14 protein-coding genes are annotated in these 21,284 nt (G+C 71.3%); 4 read left to right on the forward strand and 10 right to left on the reverse strand.

Annotation, left to right across the window (positions count from 1 at the left end; translation table 11 throughout):
• Nucleotides 1–85 precede the first annotated feature (85 nt).
• The 4 genes from ilvN to ACWCXX_RS22810 form a co-directional block, all read right to left on the reverse strand.
• A complete protein-coding gene (gene ilvN / locus ACWCXX_RS22795) occupies nucleotides 86–613 on the reverse strand; it encodes an acetolactate synthase small subunit (protein WP_148839397.1) in 528 nt (175 codons plus the stop codon).
• 22 nt (nucleotides 614–635) lie between these two features.
• Nucleotides 636–2,492 (reverse strand): acetolactate synthase large subunit, encoded by a 1,857-nt coding sequence (locus ACWCXX_RS22800; RefSeq protein ID WP_451129978.1) that lies wholly within the window; start codon nucleotides 2,490–2,492, stop codon nucleotides 636–638.
• Between the two features lie 218 nt (nucleotides 2,493–2,710).
• Nucleotides 2,711–5,551, reverse strand: a complete 2,841-nt coding sequence (locus tag ACWCXX_RS22805; protein WP_451130056.1) for a putative bifunctional diguanylate cyclase/phosphodiesterase — start codon at nucleotides 5,549–5,551, stop codon at nucleotides 2,711–2,713.
• A gap of 276 nt (nucleotides 5,552–5,827) precedes the next feature.
• Nucleotides 5,828–6,796, reverse strand: coding sequence for a 2-hydroxyacid dehydrogenase (locus ACWCXX_RS22810; RefSeq protein WP_451129980.1), 969 nt, complete (start codon nucleotides 6,794–6,796; stop codon nucleotides 5,828–5,830).
• Between the two features lie 343 nt (nucleotides 6,797–7,139).
• Here ACWCXX_RS22810 and ACWCXX_RS22815 point away from each other — a divergent pair, with 343 nt between their 5' ends.
• From ACWCXX_RS22815 to ACWCXX_RS22825, 3 genes are all read left to right on the forward strand, one after another.
• Nucleotides 7,140–8,096, forward strand: coding sequence for an aldo/keto reductase (locus ACWCXX_RS22815; protein WP_451130058.1), 957 nt, complete (start codon nucleotides 7,140–7,142; stop codon nucleotides 8,094–8,096).
• A gap of 204 nt (nucleotides 8,097–8,300) precedes the next feature.
• On the forward strand, nucleotides 8,301–9,461 hold the full coding sequence (locus ACWCXX_RS22820; protein ID WP_451130060.1) for a PQQ-dependent sugar dehydrogenase: 1,161 nt from the start codon (nucleotides 8,301–8,303) through the stop codon (nucleotides 9,459–9,461).
• A gap of 21 nt (nucleotides 9,462–9,482) precedes the next feature.
• Nucleotides 9,483–9,863, forward strand: a complete 381-nt coding sequence (locus ACWCXX_RS22825) for a DUF6191 domain-containing protein (protein WP_451129982.1) — start codon at nucleotides 9,483–9,485, stop codon at nucleotides 9,861–9,863.
• Nucleotides 9,864–9,891: 28 nt separating this feature from the next.
• On the opposite strand, the gene ACWCXX_RS22830 is transcribed toward ACWCXX_RS22825, so the two are convergent.
• The 3 genes from ACWCXX_RS22830 to ACWCXX_RS22840 all read right to left on the reverse strand — a co-directional run bounded on the left by ACWCXX_RS22830 (nucleotide 9,892) and on the right by ACWCXX_RS22840 (nucleotide 12,783).
• Nucleotides 9,892–10,983, reverse strand: coding sequence for an alpha/beta hydrolase (locus tag ACWCXX_RS22830; protein ID WP_451129984.1), 1,092 nt, complete (start codon nucleotides 10,981–10,983; stop codon nucleotides 9,892–9,894).
• Between the two features lie 132 nt (nucleotides 10,984–11,115).
• Nucleotides 11,116–12,372, reverse strand: a complete 1,257-nt coding sequence (locus ACWCXX_RS22835) for a serine hydrolase domain-containing protein (RefSeq protein ID WP_451129986.1) — start codon at nucleotides 12,370–12,372, stop codon at nucleotides 11,116–11,118.
• Between the two features lie 186 nt (nucleotides 12,373–12,558).
• Nucleotides 12,559–12,783: a hypothetical protein gene (locus tag ACWCXX_RS22840; protein ID WP_451129988.1), complete on the reverse strand. Its 225-nt coding sequence runs from the start codon at nucleotides 12,781–12,783 to the stop codon at nucleotides 12,559–12,561.
• Between the two features lie 302 nt (nucleotides 12,784–13,085).
• Here ACWCXX_RS22840 and ACWCXX_RS22845 point away from each other — a divergent pair, with 302 nt between their 5' ends.
• Nucleotides 13,086–15,674, forward strand: coding sequence for a helix-turn-helix domain-containing protein (locus tag ACWCXX_RS22845; protein ID WP_451129990.1), 2,589 nt, complete (start codon nucleotides 13,086–13,088; stop codon nucleotides 15,672–15,674).
• Between the two features lie 92 nt (nucleotides 15,675–15,766).
• On the opposite strand, the gene ACWCXX_RS22850 is transcribed toward ACWCXX_RS22845, so the two are convergent.
• The 3 genes from ACWCXX_RS22850 to ACWCXX_RS22860 all read right to left on the reverse strand — a co-directional run bounded on the left by ACWCXX_RS22850 (nucleotide 15,767) and on the right by ACWCXX_RS22860 (nucleotide 21,011).
• Nucleotides 15,767–16,321 carry a GNAT family N-acetyltransferase gene (locus tag ACWCXX_RS22850; protein WP_451130062.1) on the reverse strand — a complete coding sequence of 185 codons (555 nt, stop codon included), beginning with the start codon at nucleotides 16,319–16,321 and terminating at the stop codon, nucleotides 15,767–15,769.
• Between the two features lie 20 nt (nucleotides 16,322–16,341).
• The gene (locus ACWCXX_RS22855; RefSeq protein WP_451129992.1) at nucleotides 16,342–18,564 is read right to left on the reverse strand and encodes an MMPL family transporter; all 2,223 of its coding nucleotides are present in this window, start codon (nucleotides 18,562–18,564) and stop codon (nucleotides 16,342–16,344) included.
• A gap of 320 nt (nucleotides 18,565–18,884) precedes the next feature.
• A complete protein-coding gene (locus ACWCXX_RS22860) occupies nucleotides 18,885–21,011 on the reverse strand; it encodes a phosphocholine-specific phospholipase C (protein WP_451129994.1) in 2,127 nt (708 codons plus the stop codon).
• Nucleotides 21,012–21,284: the final 273 nt, after the last annotated feature.

Consider the following 21,284-nt stretch of genomic DNA (forward strand, 5'->3'; position numbering starts at 1 on the left):
ACGGCGGGGTGCGTCGGGTGCGTTTTCGGGTCTCGCCATCCGGGCGGCGAGGCGGCGGGTTCAGGACCTGTCCGGCGGACAGGTCCTACGCCGTACGGTCGAGGGCGCGCAACGAGCGGTCGGTGATCGAGCGCGCGCCGCGCCCTATGGCGATGGTGCCCGACTGGACCAGCTCCTTGATGCCGTACTGCTCCAGCATCTTGAGCATGGCCTCCAGCTTGTCGGCGCCGCCGGTCGCCTCGATCGTGACGGCCTCGGGGGAGACGTCCACGGTCTTGGCCCGGAACAGCTTGACGATCTCGACGATCTGGGAGCGGGTCTCGTTGTCGGCGCGGACCTTCACCAGGACGAGCTCGCGCTGGATCGCAGCCGACGGCTCGAGTTCGACGATCTTCAGGACGTTGACCAGCTTGTTGAGCTGTTTGGTCACCTGCTCCAGGGGCAGGTCCTCGACACTCACGACGATGGTGATGCGGGAGATGTCGGGGTGTTCGGTGGTACCGACCGCGAGCGAGTCGATGTTGAAGCCGCGGCGGGAGAACAGGGCGGTGATCCGGGCGAGGACACCGGGCTTGTTCTCGACCAGGACGGAGAGCGTGTGCTTGGTGGACATGGAGTCGGTCTCTCTCTGTCTCTCAGTCGTCTTCGTTGTCGCCGAAGTCGGGGCGGACCCCGCGGGCGGCCATGACCTCGTCGTTCGAGGTGCCCGCGGCGACCATCGGCCACACCATGGCGTCCTCGTGGACGATGAAGTCGATCACGACGGGGCGGTCGTTGATGGAGTTGGCCTCTTCGATGACCTTGTCCAGGTCGGCCGGGTCCTCGCAGCGGATCGCGTGGCAGCCCATGGCCTCGGACAGCTTGACGAAGTCCGGGACGCGGGTGCCCTTCGCCGGGACGCCCTCGGTGTCGGCGCCGGAGTGCAGGACGGTGTTGGAGTACCGCTGGTTGTAGAACAGGGTCTGCCACTGGCGGACCATCCCGAGCGCGCCGTTGTTGATGATCGCGACCTTGATCGGGATGTTGTTGAGCGCGCAGGTGGTGAGTTCCTGGTTGGTCATCTGGAAGCAGCCGTCGCCGTCGATCGCCCAGACCGTGCGGTCCGGCATGCCGGCCTTGGCGCCCATCGCGGCCGGGACCGCGTACCCCATCGTTCCGGCGCCGCCGGAGTTCAGCCAGGTGGCGGGCTGCTCGTACTGGATGAAGTGCGAGGCCCACATCTGGTGCTGGCCGACGCCCGCCGCGAAGATCGTGCCCTCGGGGGCGAGCTGTCCGATGCGCTGGATGACCTGCTGCGGCGAGAGGCTGCCGTCCTCGGGCAGGTCGTAGCCGAGCGGGTAGGTGTCGCGCCAGCGGTTGAGGTCCTTCCACCATGCGTCGTAGTCACCGACATGGCCGTCGGTGTGCTCGGCCTGGACGGCCTGGACCAGGTCGGCCAGGACCTCGCGGGCGTCGCCCACGATCGGGACGTCGGCGGCGCGGTTCTTGCCGATCTCGGCCGGGTCGATGTCGGCGTGGACGATCTTGGCGTACGGGGCGAAGCTGTCCAGCTTGCCGGTGACGCGGTCGTCGAAACGGGCTCCGACGGCGACGATCAGGTCGGCCTTCTGCAGCGCGGTGACGGCGGTGACCGCACCGTGCATGCCCGGCATTCCGACGTGCAGCGGGTGGCTGTCGGGGAATGCGCCGAGCGCCATCAGTGTGGTGGTGACGGGCGCTTGGGTGAGCTCCGCGAGGACCTTCAGCTCGGCGGTGGCCCCCGCCTTGATGACGCCGCCGCCGACGTACAGCACCGGCCGCTTGGCCTGGGTGATCAGCTTGGCGGCCTCGCGGATCTGCTTGGCGTGCGGCTTGGTGACCGGGCGGTAGCCGGGCAGGTCCTGGGTGGGCGGCCAGCTGAACGTGGTCCGCGCCTGGAGGGCGTCCTTGGCGATGTCGACGAGGACCGGGCCCGGACGGCCGGTGGAGGCGATGTGGAACGCCTCGGCGATCGTGTGCGGGATGTCCTCGGCCCTGGTGACCAGGAAGTTGTGCTTGGTGACCGGCATGGTGATGCCGCAGATGTCGGCTTCCTGGAAGGCGTCCGTCCCGATGGCGCTGGAGGCGACCTGGCCGGTGATCGCGACCAGCGGGACGGAGTCCATGTGGGCGTCCGCGATCGGGGTGACCAGGTTGGTGGCGCCGGGGCCCGAGGTGGCCATGCAGACACCGACCTTGCCGGTCGCCTGGGCGTAGCCGGTGGCGGCGTGTCCGGCGCCCTGCTCGTGGCGGACCAGGACGTGGCGGACCCGGGTGGAGTCCATCATCGGGTCGTACGCCGGGAGGATGGCGCCGCCGGGAATGCCGAATACCGTGTCGGCGCCCACTTCCTCCAGGGAGCGGACGAGGGACTGCGCGCCCGTGACGTGCTCGACGGTGGCGGCGGGGGATCCGCCGTTACGGGCCCGCGGCTGGGGGTGGTGGGCCCCGGTGGCCTGCTCGGTCATCGGCATTCTCTTCTCGAAGCTGAGGGTTCGTGCGGGTTTTTTGAGACGTTTTGCCTGGGTCGGTGCAACAAAAAACCCCTCGTGCCGTGAGGCAAGCGAGGGGAGCGCGTCGGTGGGGTCCTGCAGAGTGTCGAGCGAGGGACTCTGCTTCAGCCGACGCGCTTTCCAAGTACGAGAATTCGGGTGCGCATGGCAATGACCCTCTCTCCGACGCACTCGACATGTCAAGTGGGTGGGATGGCCGTCTCAATATGTGAACCGCCTGCACGGGGGGCGGGGCCCCCGGCCAGGACCGGGCGCGCGGCGCCGCTGCCGCCGGGCACCGGGAACTCGCCGCGGGCCAGGGCACGGCGCAGCCGGTACTCGTCGAGCGGGCCGGAGAAGGCCATCCCCTGGCCGTGCGTGCAGCCCATGGCACGCAGCGCGAGGACCTGTTCCGGCATGTCCACTCCGTCGGCCACGGACTGCATGCCGAGATCGCAGGCGATGCGCAGGAGGCCGCTGGTGATCTTGTGCAGCCGGGCGGACTCCACGACGCCCTCCACGAGGCCGCGGTCCAGTTTCAGTACGTCGATGGGGAGCCGGCGCAGGGCGTTGATCGCGGCGTAGCCGCTGCCGAAACCGTCGAGCGCGATGCGGACACCGAGGCGGCGCAGGGCCACGAGACGTTGCTCCAGTTCGTCGAAGGAGATCCGGGGGTCGCTGTCGGCCACTTCGATCATCAGGGCCCCGGAGGGCAGTCCGTGCCGGGTGAGCAGCGCCTCGACGGAGCTGTACGGGAGCCCCTTGTCGAGGAGCCTGCGGGCGGAGAGCCGCACGGCCACGGGAACCGGGTGCCCCTCTCTCGCCCGCTCGGCGGCCTGGGCGACGGCCTCTTCGAGGAGCCAGCGGCCGAGTTCGGCGGTGCGGTCGCCGTCCTCGGCGACGCGGAGGAATTCGGCCGGGGTGAACAGGATGCCCTGGGCGGAGCGCCAGCGGGCCTGGGCGGCGACGGCGGCGACCGTGCCGCTGGCGAGGTGCACGACGGGCTGGTGGAGCAGGGCGAACTCGCCGTCGCGCAGGGCGGTGCGCAGCCGGGCCGTCAGCTCGGAGCGGCGCACGACCTCGGCCTGCATCTGTGGGGCGTACAGCTCGACGCGGTTCTTGCCGCCCGCCTTGGCGCGGTACATGGCGAGGTCGGCGTTGCGCATGAGGTCGCTGGGGCTGATGCCGGGCTCGGCGAAGGCGACCCCGATGGACGCGGCGACCCGGACGTCCCCGGCACCGATCCGGTACGGCTGGGAGAGGGTGACGCGCAGCCGGTCGGCGATCTCGTGGACCTGGCACTCCCGGGCTGCCTGGTCGCGGGTGCCGTCGCCCAGGATGATCGCCGCGAACTCGTCGCCGCCGAGGCGGGCCGCGGTGTCGCCGGACCGGACGGATTCGTGGAGGCGGTGGGCGGCCTGGACGAGGAGTTCGTCGCCCGCCTGGTGGCCGAGGCGGTCGTTGACCGACTTGAAGCCGTCGAGGTCGATGAAGAGCACGGCCGTGCCCGGGTCGCCGGCCCGTCGGCCGCCGAGGGCCTGGCGGACCCGCTTGGTGAACAGGGCGCGGTTGGGCAGGTCGGTGAGCGGGTCGTGCTCGGCGTTGTGCTGCAACTGGGCCTGCAGCCGCACCCGTTCGGTGACGTCGCGGCTGTTGAGGATCAGCCCGCCCTGGTGGCGGTTGACGGTGGACTCGACGTTGAGCCAGTCGCCCGTGCCCGAGCGGAAGCGGCATTCGATGCGGGTGGTGGGTTCCTGGCTCGGTGGGGCGGCGAGGAACCGGCGCACTTCGTGGATCACCCGTCCCAGGTCTTCCGGATGGATGATCGAGGAGAGCTCGGCCCCGATCAGCTCGTCGGCGTCGCGCCCGTACACCCCGGCGGCGGCGGGACTGACGTAGCGCAGGACACCGGTGGGGGCGGCGATCATGATGACGTCGCTGGAGCCCTGCACCAGGGAGCGGAAGTGGTTCTCCTTCTGCGCCAGCTCCTGGGTGAGGGCGATGTTGTCGACGAGCATGATGCCCTGCCGGACCACCAGGGCGAGCACCACCGCGCAGCCGGTGAGGACCACGACGCGGTCCACCCGGCGGCCCTCGATGACGTTGTAGAGGATGCCGAGGGTGCAGACGGCGGCGGCGAGGTACGGCGTCAGCGCGGCCAGCGAACCCGCGACGGGGCGGCCGTCGGAATGCGGCTCCTTTCGCGGCAGGACAGCGTTGTCCGCCGCCCTGTTGGCGCCCCAGGGGGCGTATGCGAGGAGCACGGAACCGGCGAACCAGCCCGCGTCCAGCAGCTGGCCGGAGTGGTAGCTCTGGCGCAGCAGCGGCGAAGTGAACAGGGCGTCGGACAGCACCGTCACGGCGAGCGCGGCCACGGCGGTGTTCACCGCGGAGCGGTCGGCGCCGACCCGCCGGAAGTGCAGCGCGAGCACCATGGAGACCAGCACGATGTCGAGCAGCGGGTAGGCCAGCGAGAGCGCCGCGCGGGCCACGCTCGTGCCCTCGGCGTCCACCAGGTGGGCGGTATGGGCGAGGGCGAGGCTCCAGGAGAGCGTGAGGAGCGAGCCGCCGATCAGCCAGGAGTCCAGCGCGAGGCAGACCCAGCCGGCTCTGGTGACGGGGCGTTTGGCGAGGACGAGCAGCCCGACGATGGCGGGCGGCGCGAAGCAGAGGAAGAGGGCGTCCGCCAGGGAGGGAGTGGGTACCGCACGCCCGAGCACGACCTCGTACCAGCCCCAGACCGCGTTGCCCCCGGAGGCCATGAGCGAGGAGAACGAGAACAGCAGCCAGGCCGGCCGGAACCGGCTGCCGGCGGCGCGGGCGTAGAGGAAGCAGGAGACGGCCGCGATCAACGCGACCGCACTGAGGCCGAAGTCCCCCATGATGAGCGACAGTCGGCGCGAGCCCCAGCCGAGGGCCGCCCCCACGGCATAACCGGCGCAGACGAGGCCGAGCAGGAGCTGCCAGACCAGGGCGGAGGGGCCGTACGCGGCCGACCGGCGGGAGAGGAGCGCGCCGAGGGCGCCTGCCGGCGCGCTCACCGGGGCGACCCCGATGCCGTCGGGTGCGCCCGCACCCGGCACCCCGCCGGTCCTCGTCGACTGCTCCGTGGTGTCGGATCGTCCGCCCATCGGCCGTGCATCGCCCGTCGCCCCCCTCGTGTGTCGCGTCCTCCCCGGCGCCGTCCCTTCCACGACGTGGCGCCCCTTTCGGGACGATACACCAGAGTCGTCACTCAGGGACATAGCTCCTCTACTCTCCGTGACGAACCAGGGTGTTGTCGGCACGCTGCGCAGTGACTGGGATCCGCAACGTGGTCAGCCGGTGGTGCGTACGACGTTCCGCAGCGGCTCGCCCGTGGCGAACCGGTTCAGCTGCCCGGCCATCAGGCGCCTGGCGCGCGGCAGGAACGCCGATGTGCTGCCGCCGACGTGGGGCGTGATCAGGACATGGGGAGCATGCCAGAGGGGATGGCCGGCGGGCAGCGGTTCCGGATCGGTGACGTCGAGGGCTGCCCGCAGCCGACCGGACTCCAGTTCGGCCAGCAGGGCCGCGGTGTCCACGACGCCACCGCGTGCGACGTTCACGAGCAGCGCCCCGTCCCGCATCGCGGCGAGGAAGCCGGCTCCCGCCAGTCCCTGCGTGGACGGGTTCAGCGGGGTGGACAGCACGACGACATCGGCCTCGGGCAGGAGTTCGGGCAGATCGTCGAGCGAGTGCACGGGGCCGCGTGCGGTCGTCCGCGCGGAGCGCGCGACGCGCGCCACCCGCGCGCACTCGAAGGGCGCGAGCCGGTCCTCGATGGCGGAGCCGATCGATCCGTACCCCACGATCAGCACGGACTTGTCGGCGAGCGCGGGGTAGAAGCCCGACCGCCACTCCTCCTCGTCCTGACCGTGCACGAAGCGGGGGATGCCGCGCAGGGAGGCCAGGATCAGGGTGAGGGCGAGCTCGGCGGTCGACGCCTCGTGGACCCCCTTGGCGTTGCACAGCCGCACCCCGGCGGGGAGCAGGCCGAGGCCGGGTTCGACGTGGTCGATGCCGGCGGTGAGTGTCTGCACGACCCGGACCGACGCCATGCCGCCGAGCGGACGGACCGAGACTTCCGAACCCTTCATGTACGGCACCACGTAGAAGACGCAGTCGGCCGGGTCGGCGGGGTACTCCGGGCTCCCGTCCCAGAACCGGTAGTTGAACCCCTCGGGAAGTCCGTCGATCTCGTCGGCGGGGAACGGCAGCCACACGTCGGGGGTTCTCGTCACGTCGGAAGTCTTCGTCGGAGTCATGGTCAGGAGGCTAGTGCCCCTCCCGGGGAGCCGGTCGGTGGAGGCTGCGCGAGGAGCGGTGGGCGGCAGAGGTTACTTTGGGTGCGGTGTGGTCCCGTGATCGCGGGACACGAACCCGGTCGTCGAACTGCCGTCGTCGCCCGCAGGGACGCCGCGCGGCGTCCGGCGCGCGGTCGCGGGGCGCCGGGGAGTTCCGGGGCCGGGACAGGGGTCTCCCCTGCCCTGACGGAGCCGGGAGCTCGGGGAAGCGCCGGGCGTCCGTGACGGACGGCGGTCCGGTGGCGGGGCCCAGGGAGGGTACGGGGAGTTGGAGCGCAGGAGTCTCGGTGCGGCGGCGCTCGCCGTGGGGGCGATCGGTCTCGGCTGCATGCCGATGAGCTGGGCGTACAGCGCGTCACAACGACGTGGTGACCGTGCGTTGCGGGCGGTGCACGCGGCGCTGGACGCGGGGGTGCAACTGCTCGACACCGCCGACATGTACGGCCCCTTCACCAATGAGCTGCTGGTGGGGCGGGCGTTGAAGGGCCGTCGGTCCGACGCGTTCGTCTCCACCAAGTGCGGGCTGCTGGTGGGTGACCAGCACATCGTGGCCAACGGCCGTCCCGGCTATGTGCGGCGGGCCTGCGACGCCTCGCTGCGCCGGTTGCAGACCGATGTGATCGATCTGTACCAGCTGCACCGGGCCGATCCCGAGGTGCCGGTCGAGGAGACCTGGGGCGCGATGGCGGAGCTGGTGACCGCCGGCAAGGTGCGGGCGCTCGGGCTCTGCGCCGTCGGGGCGCGGGCTTCGCGGCGGCCGGGCGCGCGGATGTACGACGAAACGATCCGTCAGCTGGAGCGGGTGCAGCAGGTCTTCCCGGTGAGCGCGGTGCAGGCGGAGTTCTCGGTCTGGTCCCCGGAGCCGCTGGACGCCCTGCTTCCGTGGTGCTCGGCGCGGGGCGTGGGGCTGCTGGCGGCCATGCCGCTTGGGAACGGTTATCTGACGGGCACGCTCACGCCGGGGCAGGGCTTCGAGCCGGACGACCTGCGGGCCCGGCATCCCCGGTTCACCGCGGAGATGATGGCGGCGAACCAGCCGGTGGTGGTCGGGCTGCGGCGGGTCGCCGAACGGCACGGGGCGACCGCCGCGCAGGTGGCGCTGGCCTGGGTGCTGCGGCAGGGCCCGCACGTGGTGCCGGTGCCGGGGACGAAGCAGGAACGCTGGGCGGTGGAGAACGCGGGGGCGGCCGGGCTGGAGCTGACCGCGCGGGACCTGGCGGAGATCGCCCGGCTGCCTGAAGCCCAGGGGTCGTGGGACTGAGTCCGGCATGCCCCGGACGAAAGGTCCGGGCAGAATCGACGGGCACCGGAACCGATAACGGGGCGACGGTGTTTGAGGAGTGGTCAGGTGTCCGTCGAAGGGATCGGTTCTGTGCGCGGTGTTCTGTTGGGATCTGTACGGGGCGCGACGGGGCCCCGTGGGCGGCGTCGGGGCCCGTGCCGCGGGGCGGTGCGGCGGGGGGCGCTGGCCGCGCTGGCCGCCGGTTCGCTGGTGCTGACCGCGGGGTGCTCCGGTGACGGTTCCGGCGGCACGGCGGGCGTCGGCCGGACGCCGTCGGCCGCCCCGTCCGCCCCGTCCGCCCCCTCCTCCCCGTCCGCCACGGCCTCCCTGCCGCCCGCGAAGGGTTCGGTGAAGGTGGTCTCCACGCTCACCGAGGGCCTGGATTCGCCCTGGGGCCTGGCGGAGCTGCCCGACGGCGATCTGCTGGTCTCCTCGCGCGACAAGGGCACGATCACCCGCGTCGACGCGAAGAGCGGGAAGAAGACCCTGCTGGGCTCCGTGCCCGGGGTGGCGCCCGCCGGTGAGGGCGGGCTGCTGGGGATCGCGGTCTCCCCCACGTACGACTCGGACCATCTGGTGTACGCGTACTTCACGACCGAGTCCGACAACCGCATCGCCCGGATGCAGTACGACGAGGACGGCACGACACCGGGCCGGCTGCTGGGCGCGCCGGACACGATCCTGCGCGGCATCCCCAAGGGCTCGATCCACAACGGCGGCCGGATCGCCTTCGGCCCGGACCACATGCTGTACGCGGGGACCGGCGAGACGGGGGACGGCGGTCTCGCGCAGGACCGGAAGTCGCTGGCCGGCAAGATCCTGCGGATGACCCCGGACGGGCAGCCGCTGCACGGCAATCCCGAGGCCGACTCCGTGGTGTATTCGTACGGGCACCGCAATGTGGAGGGGCTGGCCTGGGACGGGCACAAGCAGTTGTGGGCGTCGGAGTTCGGGCAGGACACCTGGGACGAGCTGAACCGGATCGTGCCGGGCGGGAACTACGGCTGGCCTGAGGTCGAGGGCAGGGCGGGCAGGAAGGGGTTCGTCGATCCCGTGGCGCAGTGGAAGCCGTCCGAGGCGTCCCCGAGCGGGATCGCCTTCGTCGAGGGTTCGATCTGGATGGCAAGCCTGCGTGGTGAGCGGCTGTGGCGGATTCCGCTGTCCGGTACGGAGAGCAGGGAACCCCTGGCGGCCCCGCAGGCGTTCCTGGAGAAGAAGTACGGCCGTCTGCGCACCGTGCTCGCCGCGGGCGGCGACAAGCTCTGGCTCGTCACGAGCAATACGGACAGCCGTGGCACCCCCAAGCCGGGAGACGACAGGATCCTGGTGCTGGAGGTGCGATAGCGGCTGCGGCAGGGAAGGGGCGTGCGACCAGTGTTCAACTTCTTCGAGGAACTCTTCTCGCCGGGCCGCAAGCACACCGCCGAGGAGCAGAAGCGGCTGGAGCTGTCCCGGGTGGACCTCGGCATCGGCGATCCGGGGCGCGGGCCGATAGACCTGGCCTCGGGCAAGGTCACCGTCCGGCCGTCCGGCACCCCCGGCGCGCGGGAAAAGGGGTCTTCCGGGGCGGAAGCCGCCCCGGAAGACCCCGGTCCCGCCCCCGGCCCGGGGCCCGATCCCTCCCCCGATCCCGGATCGGACCCTGCTGCCGGCCCCGGCGTCGCTCCGGGCCCCGGTTCCGGCCCGGGTTCCGGTTCCGGCCCGGGTTCCGGTTTCGGGCCGGGGGCGACGGGCCCGCGCACGTGACGCGTGCCCGTCACCTCCTCCGGGCCGTTCAGCCGGCCCGGTCGAAGGCGTCCTGGAGCGGGGGGACGTAGTCGGCGACGGCGGGTGCCCAGCAGCCGTAGTTGTGGCCGCCGTTGCATGTGGGAGACAGCGACGAGCCGTTGCCGTAGTCGACGAACCGGCTGTTCAGGCCGAGCTTGTCCATGCGGGCCTTGACGTTCCTGGCGGCGATCGCGGTGAAGTGGTCGATCGGGTCGTTGTCGCCGGTGTAGAGCGTGACGTCGGTTCCGGCGAGCTTGGCCAGGTTGACCGGGGCGGCCGGGTCGACCGCCTTCCAGACCCGGTCCGCGTCGAACACCGGGTAGGGGGAGCCGAAGATCGCGTCGCTGTCGACGATGGGCCCGTAACCGGTGCACTTGCCGGTGCCGGGCGGGGTGGAGGAACTCACGGCGCACCAGGCGCCCGTGATGTTGAGTTCCGTGGCCAGAACCGCCGCGCGGACCTCCGCCATACCGAAGTCGATGCCGCCGGACAGCGAGGCGACATGGCCGAAGAGGTCGGGGCGGGCCTCGCCGTAGTGCAGGGCGCCGAAGCCGCCCATCGACAGGCCGACGACGGCCCGGTGGTCCCGGTCGGCGATGGTGCGCAGGTTCGCGTCGATGAAGGGAACGACCTGCTTCAGGTGGAAGGTCTCCCAGTTCGCCGCGCCCTCGGCGGTGTTCTGCATGAGCCAGTCGGCGTACCAGCCCTTGCGGCCGCCGTCCGGCACCACGGTGATCATCGAGTCCGAGCGCAGCGCCGGGACGGCCGCGGCGTCGTCCGGATTTCCGGGCCCGCCGTGCAGGAAGTACGCCACCGGCCAGCGCTTGCCGGGCTCGGAGCGGTAGCCGCTGGGCAGGAAGATGCGGATCCTGTGCGGCCCGGCCACCTGCGAAGTGGTCACGGTGATGGTGAAGTCGGTGTCCGAGTGCACCTCGGTTCCCCCGGCGACCTGGGTCAGGCCGAATCCGTCGGACAGCACCGGCGGGGCGGCGCCCTCGGCGTGCGCGAGCGGGGCCGCGAGGGCCGCGGTCATGGTCAGCGCGGCGGCGGCGACGGCCGTTCGCGTCCGGGCTCGCCAGGTGGTCGGCTGCGTTCTCATCTGATGTCCTCTCCGAGAGCGGGTGGCTCTCGCGGGTGGGTGGGGGCGGCCGGGTCGGGGCCGGCCCGCGCGGCCGGGTCGTGTCGTCTCATCGATCCGGCCGCGCGGGAAGCTCCCTTCCGGCCCCGGTGTTCAGAGCGCGCAGAACGCGTCCGTCATGGCCTTGAACGTGTGGGTCTGCCCCGGCGTACCGCCGAGCAGATGGAACTCGTTGTTCGCGTGCACCACCTGCTCGGTGCCGTCCTCGCTGCTCAGCCACTCGCTGAAGTAGCCGAGCACCGCGCCGTTGTGCCCCCAGGCCCACTTCCCGCAGGACAGCTTCATGTGCTCGATGCCCAACCCGTAGCCGACGTCGGCGGTCACGGGGACGGTGGTCTTGAGCTCGGCCATCTGCGCGGGTTCCAGGAGCTTTCCGGTCAGCAGCGCCCTGGAGAACGTGGCGAGGTCGTCCATGGTCGACACCATGGCACCGGCGCTCCCGGTGACCTGCACGTTGGAGACCGTGGCGTCGTCGATCAGGATCGCCCGGATCACGTAGCCGTTGAGGTGGTTGCCGTAGAGGGCGGGGTCGGCGGTGGGGAAGTCGGTGTCGCGCAGGCCGAGGGGCTCGATGATGCGCCGCTGGACCTCCACGGCCGGTTCCGAGCCGGTGACGGCCTTGATCACCATGCCGGCGAGCACGTAGTTGGTGTTGGAGTAGCCGAACTTCTCGCCCGGCGCGCTTGTCGGCGCGCGCATGCCGAGGGCGACGTCGACCAGGGACTGCGGCGGGAAAACCTGCCTCGGATTGGTGTTGAGGAAGTACGGCCCGTTGATCTGCAGGGAGCCGAGGTAGTCGGGCAGGCCCGAGGTGTGGTTGAGCAGCTGGCGGATCGTGATCTTCGAGCCGTCGTAGCCGTTGGCGGCGACCGCCCCCGGCAGCCATCGGGCGACGGTGTCGTCCAGCGAGAGCCGCTTCTCGCCCTCCAGCTGGAGCAGCACGGTGGAGATGAACGCCTTGGTGTTGCTACCGATCCGGAACTTGGCCTTCGGGTCCGCGGGCACCTTGGTCGCGCGGTTGCCGACCCCCGCGTGCACGTACTGGGTGGTGTCGCCCTGCCGGACCATGCCGATCACGCCCGGGTATCCGTCGGCGATCCCCTGCTGGGCCCCGGCCTGCAGGATGTCGGCCGGGGTCTGGGCAGTGGTCGAGGAGCCGGTGGTGGTGGAGCCGGCGGCCGGGGCGGCGGCGGTCGCCGTGCCGACACCGGTCATCAGCAGGCAGGCCGCGGTGGCCACCGGCAGCAGCCAGCGCCGGGGCCTGCGCGTCGGCGAGGGGCACCGGGCCGCGCCGTCGGCGCCCGCGTTCTCCGTGCCCGTCGGGATACGGGCCGCGGAAACATCACGCATGCTCATTTTCTTTTCTGTCCCTCTCAGTTGGCCGGTCATTCCAGCTGTTCGGTCGAGTTCGTTCCGAATGCCGCCCGGACGACGTTCCGTTGTCGTCCGGATTACGTTCCTTTGCCGTCCGGGGCGGCGGGTTCCACGGGTTCGTCGCCGCGCGGGCACGGGCGGGGCCAGGGCCCCGGACCCGGCTCAGCGCTGGCACGCGGCGGCGATGATCAGCAAAAGGACGATGATTCCCAGCACCGAAAGACATCCACCGCCTTCCGGGTCCTTCCGGTTGGCCTCCACGTGGCCGCCAGGGAGAATTCCGGGGTGCTGCTTCTCGTAGTGCTCCAGCTGACGCTTCTCGCCCTGGGACTCGCTGAGCCATGGCGTCTTGAAACCGCATTCGCCACACCAGAACCGATATGACATGTCAACTCCTCATATGTCGTGGCAGGAGGAATTCATGAGAGGCGATCAGGTCCGGTGCCGGGGCCGGTTCGGCCCTGCGGTCCGCCACGGTCCACCGACGTTCCGTCGTCGGCCGGCCACGTGCGCCATCTGCTTCTCGGAGGTCCTGCGAAGTGCGCCGCCCCGCGTCGGCGCACCGACCGGGCACCACTGATCGTGGCGTTCGCGCTGCTCAGGGGACAGGCCATGCGACCGGCCATATATGACCGGTCGTCACGGTAGGCTCATGGCCGACCGCGCTCGGTGCTGGAGGGGATGTCGAAGTGGCGGATCAGCTGGGCACGTTGTTGCGTCGGCTGCGCACCCGGTCGGGGCTGACGCAGGAACAGACGGCGGAACGGTCCGGAGTGAGCGTGCGCACCATCCGCAGACTGGAGACCGGCAGATCCAGCGATCACCGGCTGGGCACGGTGAACCTGCTGGCGGACGCCCTGGGGGCGGGGCCCGAGGACCGCCAGAGACTTGTGGCCATGCTCACGGGAACGCAGAACGCGGAGGATTCCGGGGCGCCCGGAACGGCCGGGAACGCCCCCGGAGCGGCCGGCAGTCGTTCCGGCACGAATCCCGCATCGGATTCCGTACCGAATTCCGCGTCGAGTTCTACGTCGGGTTCCGCGGCCACACCCATGCCCGTACCCGCGACCGTTCCCGCAACCGCCCCCATTTCCGTCCCCGCGCAGAGTTCCGGACCGGATTCCAGCCAAGAACCCGGTCCGGAGCCCGGTCCGGCGCCCGGCCGGAAATCCGGCCCCGAGCGCTTCGTCTCGCCTTTCCGCAGCACTCTCGTCGCCGCCGCCGATGAATTGGCGCAGGAGATCAGGCGTCGTTGGCAGCGCGAGGAGGAGCACCGCCGGGTCCACGATCCCTTTCCGCTTCCGGTGCGCTGGCAGGACGCGCCCGAGTCCCTGACCGACCATTCGGAGAACATTCAGCGTCTGCCGCCGGGCGCGACGCCGGACCACATGGATCTGAGCGGCGATCTGGGCAGTGTGGCCGAGGTCTACCGGCGCGTCCTGTCCGGGCGGCTGGTGGTTCTCGGCCGGGCGGGGTCCGGCAAGTCGATCCTGACGATCAGGTTCGTCCTGGACCAGCTGGAGGCCCGGGAGCCGCACGAGCGGGTGCCGGTGGTCTTCAGCATCGGCTCCTGGGATCCCACGGCCGTCGCGCTGCGGGACTGGCTGATCGACCGGCTGGTGCGTGACCACCCGCATCTCACCCGCCGGGCCCCCGACGGGTCGACGCTGGCCACCGCGCTGGTCGACGCGGATCTCGTGCTGCCGGTCCTGGACGGCTTCGACGAGATCGCGGAAGGTCTGCGGAGTACGGCCCTCGAAGTTCTCAACTCCACCTCGCTCCCGCTCGTCCTGACCAGTCGGCGCGACGAGTTCGCCGAGGCCGTCCAGGAGGCCGGGGCCCCACTGGTCTGGGCCGCCGGTCTCGAACTGACCGATCTCACCCTCGACGACCTCGTCGCCTACCTGCCCCGGACGGCCCGGCCGGTCCCCCGCGGCGACGGCGAGAGCACAGCGGTCTGGACCGCCGTACTGGCCCGGCTGCGCGCCCAGGAGGGCGGGGAGGCCGCCCCTCTGGCCAGGGTCCTGAGCACCCCGCTCATGATCATCCTGGCGCGGACGATGTACAGCGAGGCACCCGACAGGGATCCGGCCGAACTGCTGGACACCGAGCTCTTCCCCGACGAGAACTCCCTCGAAGAGCATCTGCTGGCGGGCTTCGTACCGACGGTCTACCGGCGCCGCGTCACCGAGCGGAGCGCCACCGGCCACCGGGAGCGGCACCGCGATCCGGAGCGCGCCGAGCACTGGCTCGGCCATCTCGCCCACCATCTGGCCCGGCTCGACCGCGACCAGCAGGACCTCGCGTGGTGGCGGATCGGCGATTCACTGCGGATGTCCACGCGCCTGTTGTCGGTGGTGGTGTCGTCGGCGCTCTGCGTCGCCCTCTCCGAGTGGCTCATCAACCTGATCAACCTGCCGTTCCCGATCGGCCAGGGCCTCCTCCTGGGCGGTCTGCTGGGGGTGGCCGCCGGTCTCGCCTTCGGGTGCGTCCACGCGATCCTGGCCCGGTTCGGCACCACGGTCTTCGAACCGGCCCATGTGCGGCTGCGGCTGCCCGGTGCGGGCACCGGCGTCGGCCGCAGACCGGTCCGTACGTTCACCGCCCGGTTCGGCGCCGTTCTGCTGGGCGGATCCGTGATGGGCGTCGGATGCGCGTCCGCCCTCGCCCTCCAGCGCTGGCTGTTCTACGGAATCCCGATCACGAACGAGATGGTGATCAAGGGCACGCTCATCAACATGCTGGTTCTCGGACTGATCTTCGGGGCGGGCGCCGGACTCGTCTTCGGGATCATGGCCGCGCTCGAAGCACCGCTGGACGTCACCTCCGCGGCCACCCCGGCCGGTCTGCTGGCCTCGAACCGCGCGACGGTGGTCCGGCAGGTTCTCGTACTGGTGCCGATGCTCACCACGACGATCGCGGTCGGCGGGTACCTGTTCACCGGTCTGCTCGACGGAATCCTCGGCCCACTGTCCTGGAAGGCGGAGGACGGGCTCACCATCGGCGCCATCGGCGGGCTCGGCGGCACGTGCTCGTACGCGCTCTCGTTCACCGCCTGGGGGCGGTGGCTGGTCCTGTCGCGGGTGTGGCTGCCTCTGACCGGCAAGCTGCCCTGGGACACGGTGGCCTTCCTGGACGACGCCTACCGCCGGGGCGTGCTGCGCCAGACCGGCGCGGTGTACCAGTTCCGCCACGTCCGGCTCCAGCACCACCTCGCCCGTTCGTACCGCGAACACCAGAGCAAGTACACACCGGCCAGCTTCGGCCCCGGGGCGTAGAGGGCGCGGAGGGCAGGGAGGGCGCGGGAAGCCCGGCGGAAGTGGTGCGCAGGGGCGCGGCGCCCGTTCGACGGTACGCCGCGCCTCCGCTCTCAGTCCTTCCGCGCCCGCCACTCGTGGGCCAGCACGGACCAGATCTCCGAGTCGTGCCGCTCGCCCCGGTACAGGTAGCTCTCGCGCAGGACCCCGTCCCGCTTCATGCCGAGCCGCTCGGCCACGGCGACGCTGCGCCGGTTCGCGGCGGAGGCGATCCACTCCACGCGGTGCATGCCGCGCTCGTGCACCGCCCAGTCGATCAGCTTCCGCGACGCCCGGGTGATCAGGCCGCGCCCCTGCGCCGCCGGTTCGAGCCAGCAGCCGATCTCGCAGTTCCCCGACTCCGCGTCGAAGATCCGGAACAGGACACCGCCGACGAGCGTGCCGTCCAGCCAGATGCCGTAGAGCCGGCCCGTGTCGGCCGCCTGCTTCTCCGCGTACCGCCGGAGCAGGGCGCGCGCCGACTCCAGGTCGGTGGCGAAGGAGGCGAAGGGAATCCAGGGATCGACGAGTTCCCGGGCCCGGTCCATGTGGGTCAGGAACTCCTGCGCCTGCCAGATCTCCAGCGGACGCAGCTCCGCTCCGTCGTCGCCCAGGTATACCGCGAACATCATGCTCCTTCTCGTACCGCTCACATCGTCTTCGCGGCCCCCACCGCCCCGTCCTCGGCCGGTCGTGCCGCCTGCGGGATCTTCGCATGCGGCGCCGGTTTCCCGGGCGGCTCGATGCTGATCCGCGGCAGCAGCCGGTCCAGTCGGCGCGGCAGCCACCAGTTCGCCCCGCCCAGCAGGTGCATCAGGGCCGGGACCAGCAGGGTGCGCAGGACGAAGGCGTCCAGGGCGACGGCGACGGCGAGCGCGATGCCGAACATCGCGATGACCCGGTCCCCGCTGAGGACGAACGCGAGGAAGACCGAAATCATGATCACGGCCGCGGAGTTGATCACCCGGCCGGTCTCGGCGAGGCCGACCCGGACGGCCCGCCGGTTGTCGCCGGTCTCCAGCCACTCCTCGTACATCCGCCCCACCAGGAACACCTGGTAGTCCATGGACAGTCCGAAGAGCACGGACACCATGATCACCGGCAGGAACGGTTCGATGGGTCCCGCGCTGCCCAGGCCCAGCAGTTCGCTCCCCCACCCCCACTGGAAGACCGCGACGACGACCCCGAACGAGGAGGCCACGGCGGCCACGTTCATCGCCGCGGCCTTCAGCGGAATGCCGATCGACCGGAAGGCCAGCAGCAGGAGCAGGCAGCCGAGCCCCGTGACGGCGCCGACGAAGAGCGGGAGCTTGCCGACGATGATCCGGGCGAAGTCGTCGTACCCGGCGGTCACGCCCCCGACGTGGGCCCGGAGCGAAGTGTTCTGCGCCGTCTGTGGCAGCACCTCCGTGCGCAGCCGGTCCACGAGCTCACTGGTCCGCTCCGACTGCGGTGACGTCTTCGGTACGACGGTGACGAAGGCCGTGTCGCCGTCGGCGCTGTACGTGACCGGGCCGACCGAGGCCACGTCCTCGGTGCCCCGCAGCGTGGCGGGCAGGCCGTCCATCGCCAGCCGGTCGTCCGCGCCGTCCAGCCGGGCGACGATCGTCAGCGGCCCGTTGACCCCCGGCCCGAAGCCGTCGGCCAGCAGGTCGTACGCCTGCCGGGTGGTGGAGGAGGCGGGGTTGTTGCCCTGGTCGGCGCTGCCCAGGTGGAGCGAGAAGGTGGGCAGGGCCAGGACCAGCATCACCACGGCGGCGACCCCGCCGAGCAGCTTGGGGTGGCGTTCGACGAAGGCGGACCAGCGGGCGGCGAAACCGGTGGGCAGCTCGGGCTGCGGCCCGTGCTCGGCGAGTCTGCGCCGCTCGCGCCGGCTCAGGGCCCGCGTCCCGATGAAGGACAGCAGGGCGGGGAGCAGGGTCACGGACGCGGCCACGGTCAGGACGACGGTGAGCGAGGCGGCGATCGCCACGCCGTTGAGGAAGCCGAGGCGCAGGATCAACATGCCGAGCAGGGCGATGCAGACGGTGGCCCCGGCGAAGACCACGGCCCGGCCGGTCGTCGCGACGGCGTCCTGCGCCGCCTCGGTGACCGTCAGTCCCCGGCGCAGTCCTCTGCGGTGCCGGGTGACGATGAACAGGGCGTAGTCGATGCCGACGCCGAGCCCGATCAGCATGCCCAGCATGGGGGCGAAGTCGGCGACGGTCATCAGGTGGCCGAGCAGCACGATGCCCGCGTAGGCCGTGCCGACGGAGACGAGGGCGGTGGCGATGGGCAGCAGGCTGGCGGCGAGCGAACCGAAGGCGAGGAACAGGACGACCGCCGCGACGACGACGCCGACGGCCTCGCTGAGGTGGGCGGACGGCGCTTCGGTGAGGGCGGCCACCGAGCCGCCCACCTCCACTTGGAGGTGCTCGCCGGCCGCCGCCTTCGCGGTGTCGACGAGGGCCTTCGCCTGGTGCACCGGGATGTCGTCGACCTGCCGGTCGAAGGTGACCGTGGCGTAGGCGGTGTGCCCGTCCGCGCTGATCTGCGCGCCGCCGGAGGCCCCGTAGGGTCCGGTGACCGTGCCGACACCGGGCAGTCCCTCGACGGCGTGCAGGGTCCGGGTCATCGTCTGGCGGACGTCGTCGGCCCGCACGGTGGAGTCGGTGGTGTGCCAGACGATGGTGTCCGTGTCCCCGCCGAGATCGGTGAAGCCGCTCTTGAGGAGTTCGGTGGCCCGGCCGGACTCGGTGCCGGGCACCTCGTAGTTGTTGGAATACGCGGAACCCGCGAATCCCGCCGCGGTGGCTGCTCCGCCGAGGGCGAGGAGCCAGATGAGAACGGCGATGAGACGGTGCCTGATGCACCAGCGGGCGATGGCGGCCAACGGACGTGCTCCCTGCCGGTTCGTGGCTCTTCGACAGGAGACGAAGCATGATTTATCCGCAAAGAGCGCATGACCTTAGAACTGTCACTCTGGCAGCCAAACGTGATCCTTTGCCTCTTTCGTGTCCTTACTCACACGGGGCTCACTGAGACTCACACGGGCCTCACGGGACACGGGACTCACCACGGGCTTCCGAGGTCGCACGGGCCTCCGGCGGGGCGTCGCGCCGGTCGTCGGCGTCGGCGCCCCGCCGTCGGGGGCCGGGGCCCGGAGCCCGGAGCCCGTCGTCCGTGGTCCGGACCGGCGCCCCGTCGTCCGGATCAGCCCGAGACGCTCGCCCGGCCGTTCTCGATGTGCCCCATCAGGCGGCGCCGGAAGGCGTCGTCCCCCTCGACGGTGACGGCCAGGTCGTACCAGCCGTGCGCGTCGGCCGCCGAGTGCACCACGGTGCGGCTGCGCCCCGGCTTGACCTCGACGGTCCTGGTCCAGCCCCGCAGGTCCGCCTCGTCGACGTAGCCCAGCGGCCGTACGACGAAGGTGAGCACCGTGCTGCCCGTGTTGCGCAGGGTGAGGTGCAGGTCCCGTTCGTGGGCGTCGATCCGCGAGGCGACCTCGGCCCCGGCCGACGCACCGTCCTTGGCGGGCCCGGCGAACTCGCGCCGGAAGCCGTTCGGCCCCGTCACCGTGAAGCGGTACGCGTCACCGGCGAGCGGCACCGTCCACCGGTCCGTGCCCCGTACGTCCCGGTGCTGCGGTACGGGGAACTCGCCCGCGTACGGGTACAGCGCGAAGTGGGCGGACGAGCGGCCCGTGTTGCTGAGGTCCACCCGTATCGCACCGTCCACCAGCCTCGCCTGCGCGTCCGGCTGGTACGGCAGCGGGCGGGCCGGGCGGGTGCCGGGCTCCTGCGCGGGCATCTGCTGCACGGCCGGCGGCTTCGGCGACCAGCGCCCGCTGAACGGCGGGATGGCGGCCGGCTGCTCCACGTCGGGCCTGCGCCGCCCGCGCCGGAAGTCGAAGGCGGAGGTCAGGTCGCCGGTGACGGTGCGCCGCCACTGGCTGATGTTGGGCTCCGCCACCCCGGTCCAGCGCTCCAGGAACCGGATCACGGAGGTGTGGTCGAAGACCTCGGAGCAGACGTAGCCGCCCACCGTCCACGGCGACACGACCAGCAGCGGCACCCGGATCCCGAGCCCGGTGGGCTTGCCCTCCCACCGCTCCTCGGCCACCTCGGGCGGCGCGACCGGCGGCGGCACGTGGTCGAAGAAGCCGTCGTTCTCGTCGTAGTTGATGAGGACGGCGGTGTGCCGCCACACCTCGGGGTGCCTGCCCAGCGCGTCCAGGACCTTGTAGACGATCGTCGCGCTGTGGATCGGCGAGGACACGCTCGGGTGCTCGGAGTCGACGGCCGACGGCACCAGGTACGAGACCTCGGGCAGGGTGCCCGCCGCCACGTCCTTGGCGAACTCCTCGGCCAGCTTCCCGGTCTCCACCCGGCGCAGCGCCCGCTCGAAGAGGCTGCGCTCGGTCTTGTCGAGGGTGGCGACGCCCTCCTCCAGCAGCCCGAACAGCCGCTGCCGCTCCGCGTCGTCGGCGTCGCGTATCGCGGAGTAGAACGACTCCATGTACGTGTGGCCGCCGGTCCTCGACAGCGCCTTGCGGGCGACCGCCTTGAAGGTGGCGAAGAACTCGATCTGGTTGTCGGTGAAGTTCTCCCACTCGGTGTACGTGCGCCAGCTGCGCCCGGCCTTCTCCAGCCGCTCCGCGTACGTGCCCCAGTCGTACCCGGGGTGCGTGCCCTCGTCGTACGCGTCGTTGCCGACGGCCCGCTTGCCGCTCGGCTCGTTGCCCGTCTTCCCGCTCCACAGGTGGTTGCGGTTGGGGCTGGTGGAGGTGTGGATGGAGGAGTGGTAGGCGTCGCAGACCGTGAAGGTGTCGGCGAGTTCGTAGTGCAGCGGGATGTCCCGGCGGTCGTAGTACGCCATGGTGGCGGCCGTCTTCGCGCTCACCCAGCCGTTCATCCACCCCCCGGCCCACGCCTTGCCGCCGCCGCTCCAGGAGTGGTCGAGGGCCCCGATGTACTGGAGGTCCTTCTGCTGCGCCTTTGCGGCGTCCCGCACCGGGAACGGCAGCACGGAGCCGCCCAGCGGGGCGGGCTGCTCGAAGACCGGCCTGCCGGACGGCAGCTCGACGGCGTTGCGGTCGCCGAAGCCGCGTACGCCCCGGAGCGTTCCGAAGTAATGGTCGAAGGAACGGTTCTCCTGCATCAGGATCACCACGTGCTTGATCGCTCCGAGCCCGTCCCGGCCGCCGGACCCCGCCGTGGGTGCCGGCTGCGCGGCGATCGCGGCCTGCAGCGACGGCGGAAGCAACGACCCCGCCGCCGCGGCACCGAGTGCGCCGCCGCCGAGCGCGAAGAGCCGTCGCCGTGAAATGTCCGTGGTCAAGATGGGCCTCCCGAGTCCTGTCGTTTCAGCCGGGAAGCTAGTCAAGCCGGGTGGCGCGGGGAAGGATTCCGTACGGCTCCGTGGTGAACGTCCAACAGGTCGGCAGGGAAGTCCAACCGCGACCGCCCCTCGGCAGCCCTCTCGGCACGCCCGGGAGGCAGCCCCAGGAGGCAGGCCCGCAGAAAGGGGCGGCGCACCCGCGATCGGTGTGCACCGCCCCTTCGGGACGTACTGCGGAACAACCGTCCCGGCCGTACGGAACGGCCGGGACCC

Source organism: Streptomyces sp. NPDC001732 (assembly GCF_053596315.1).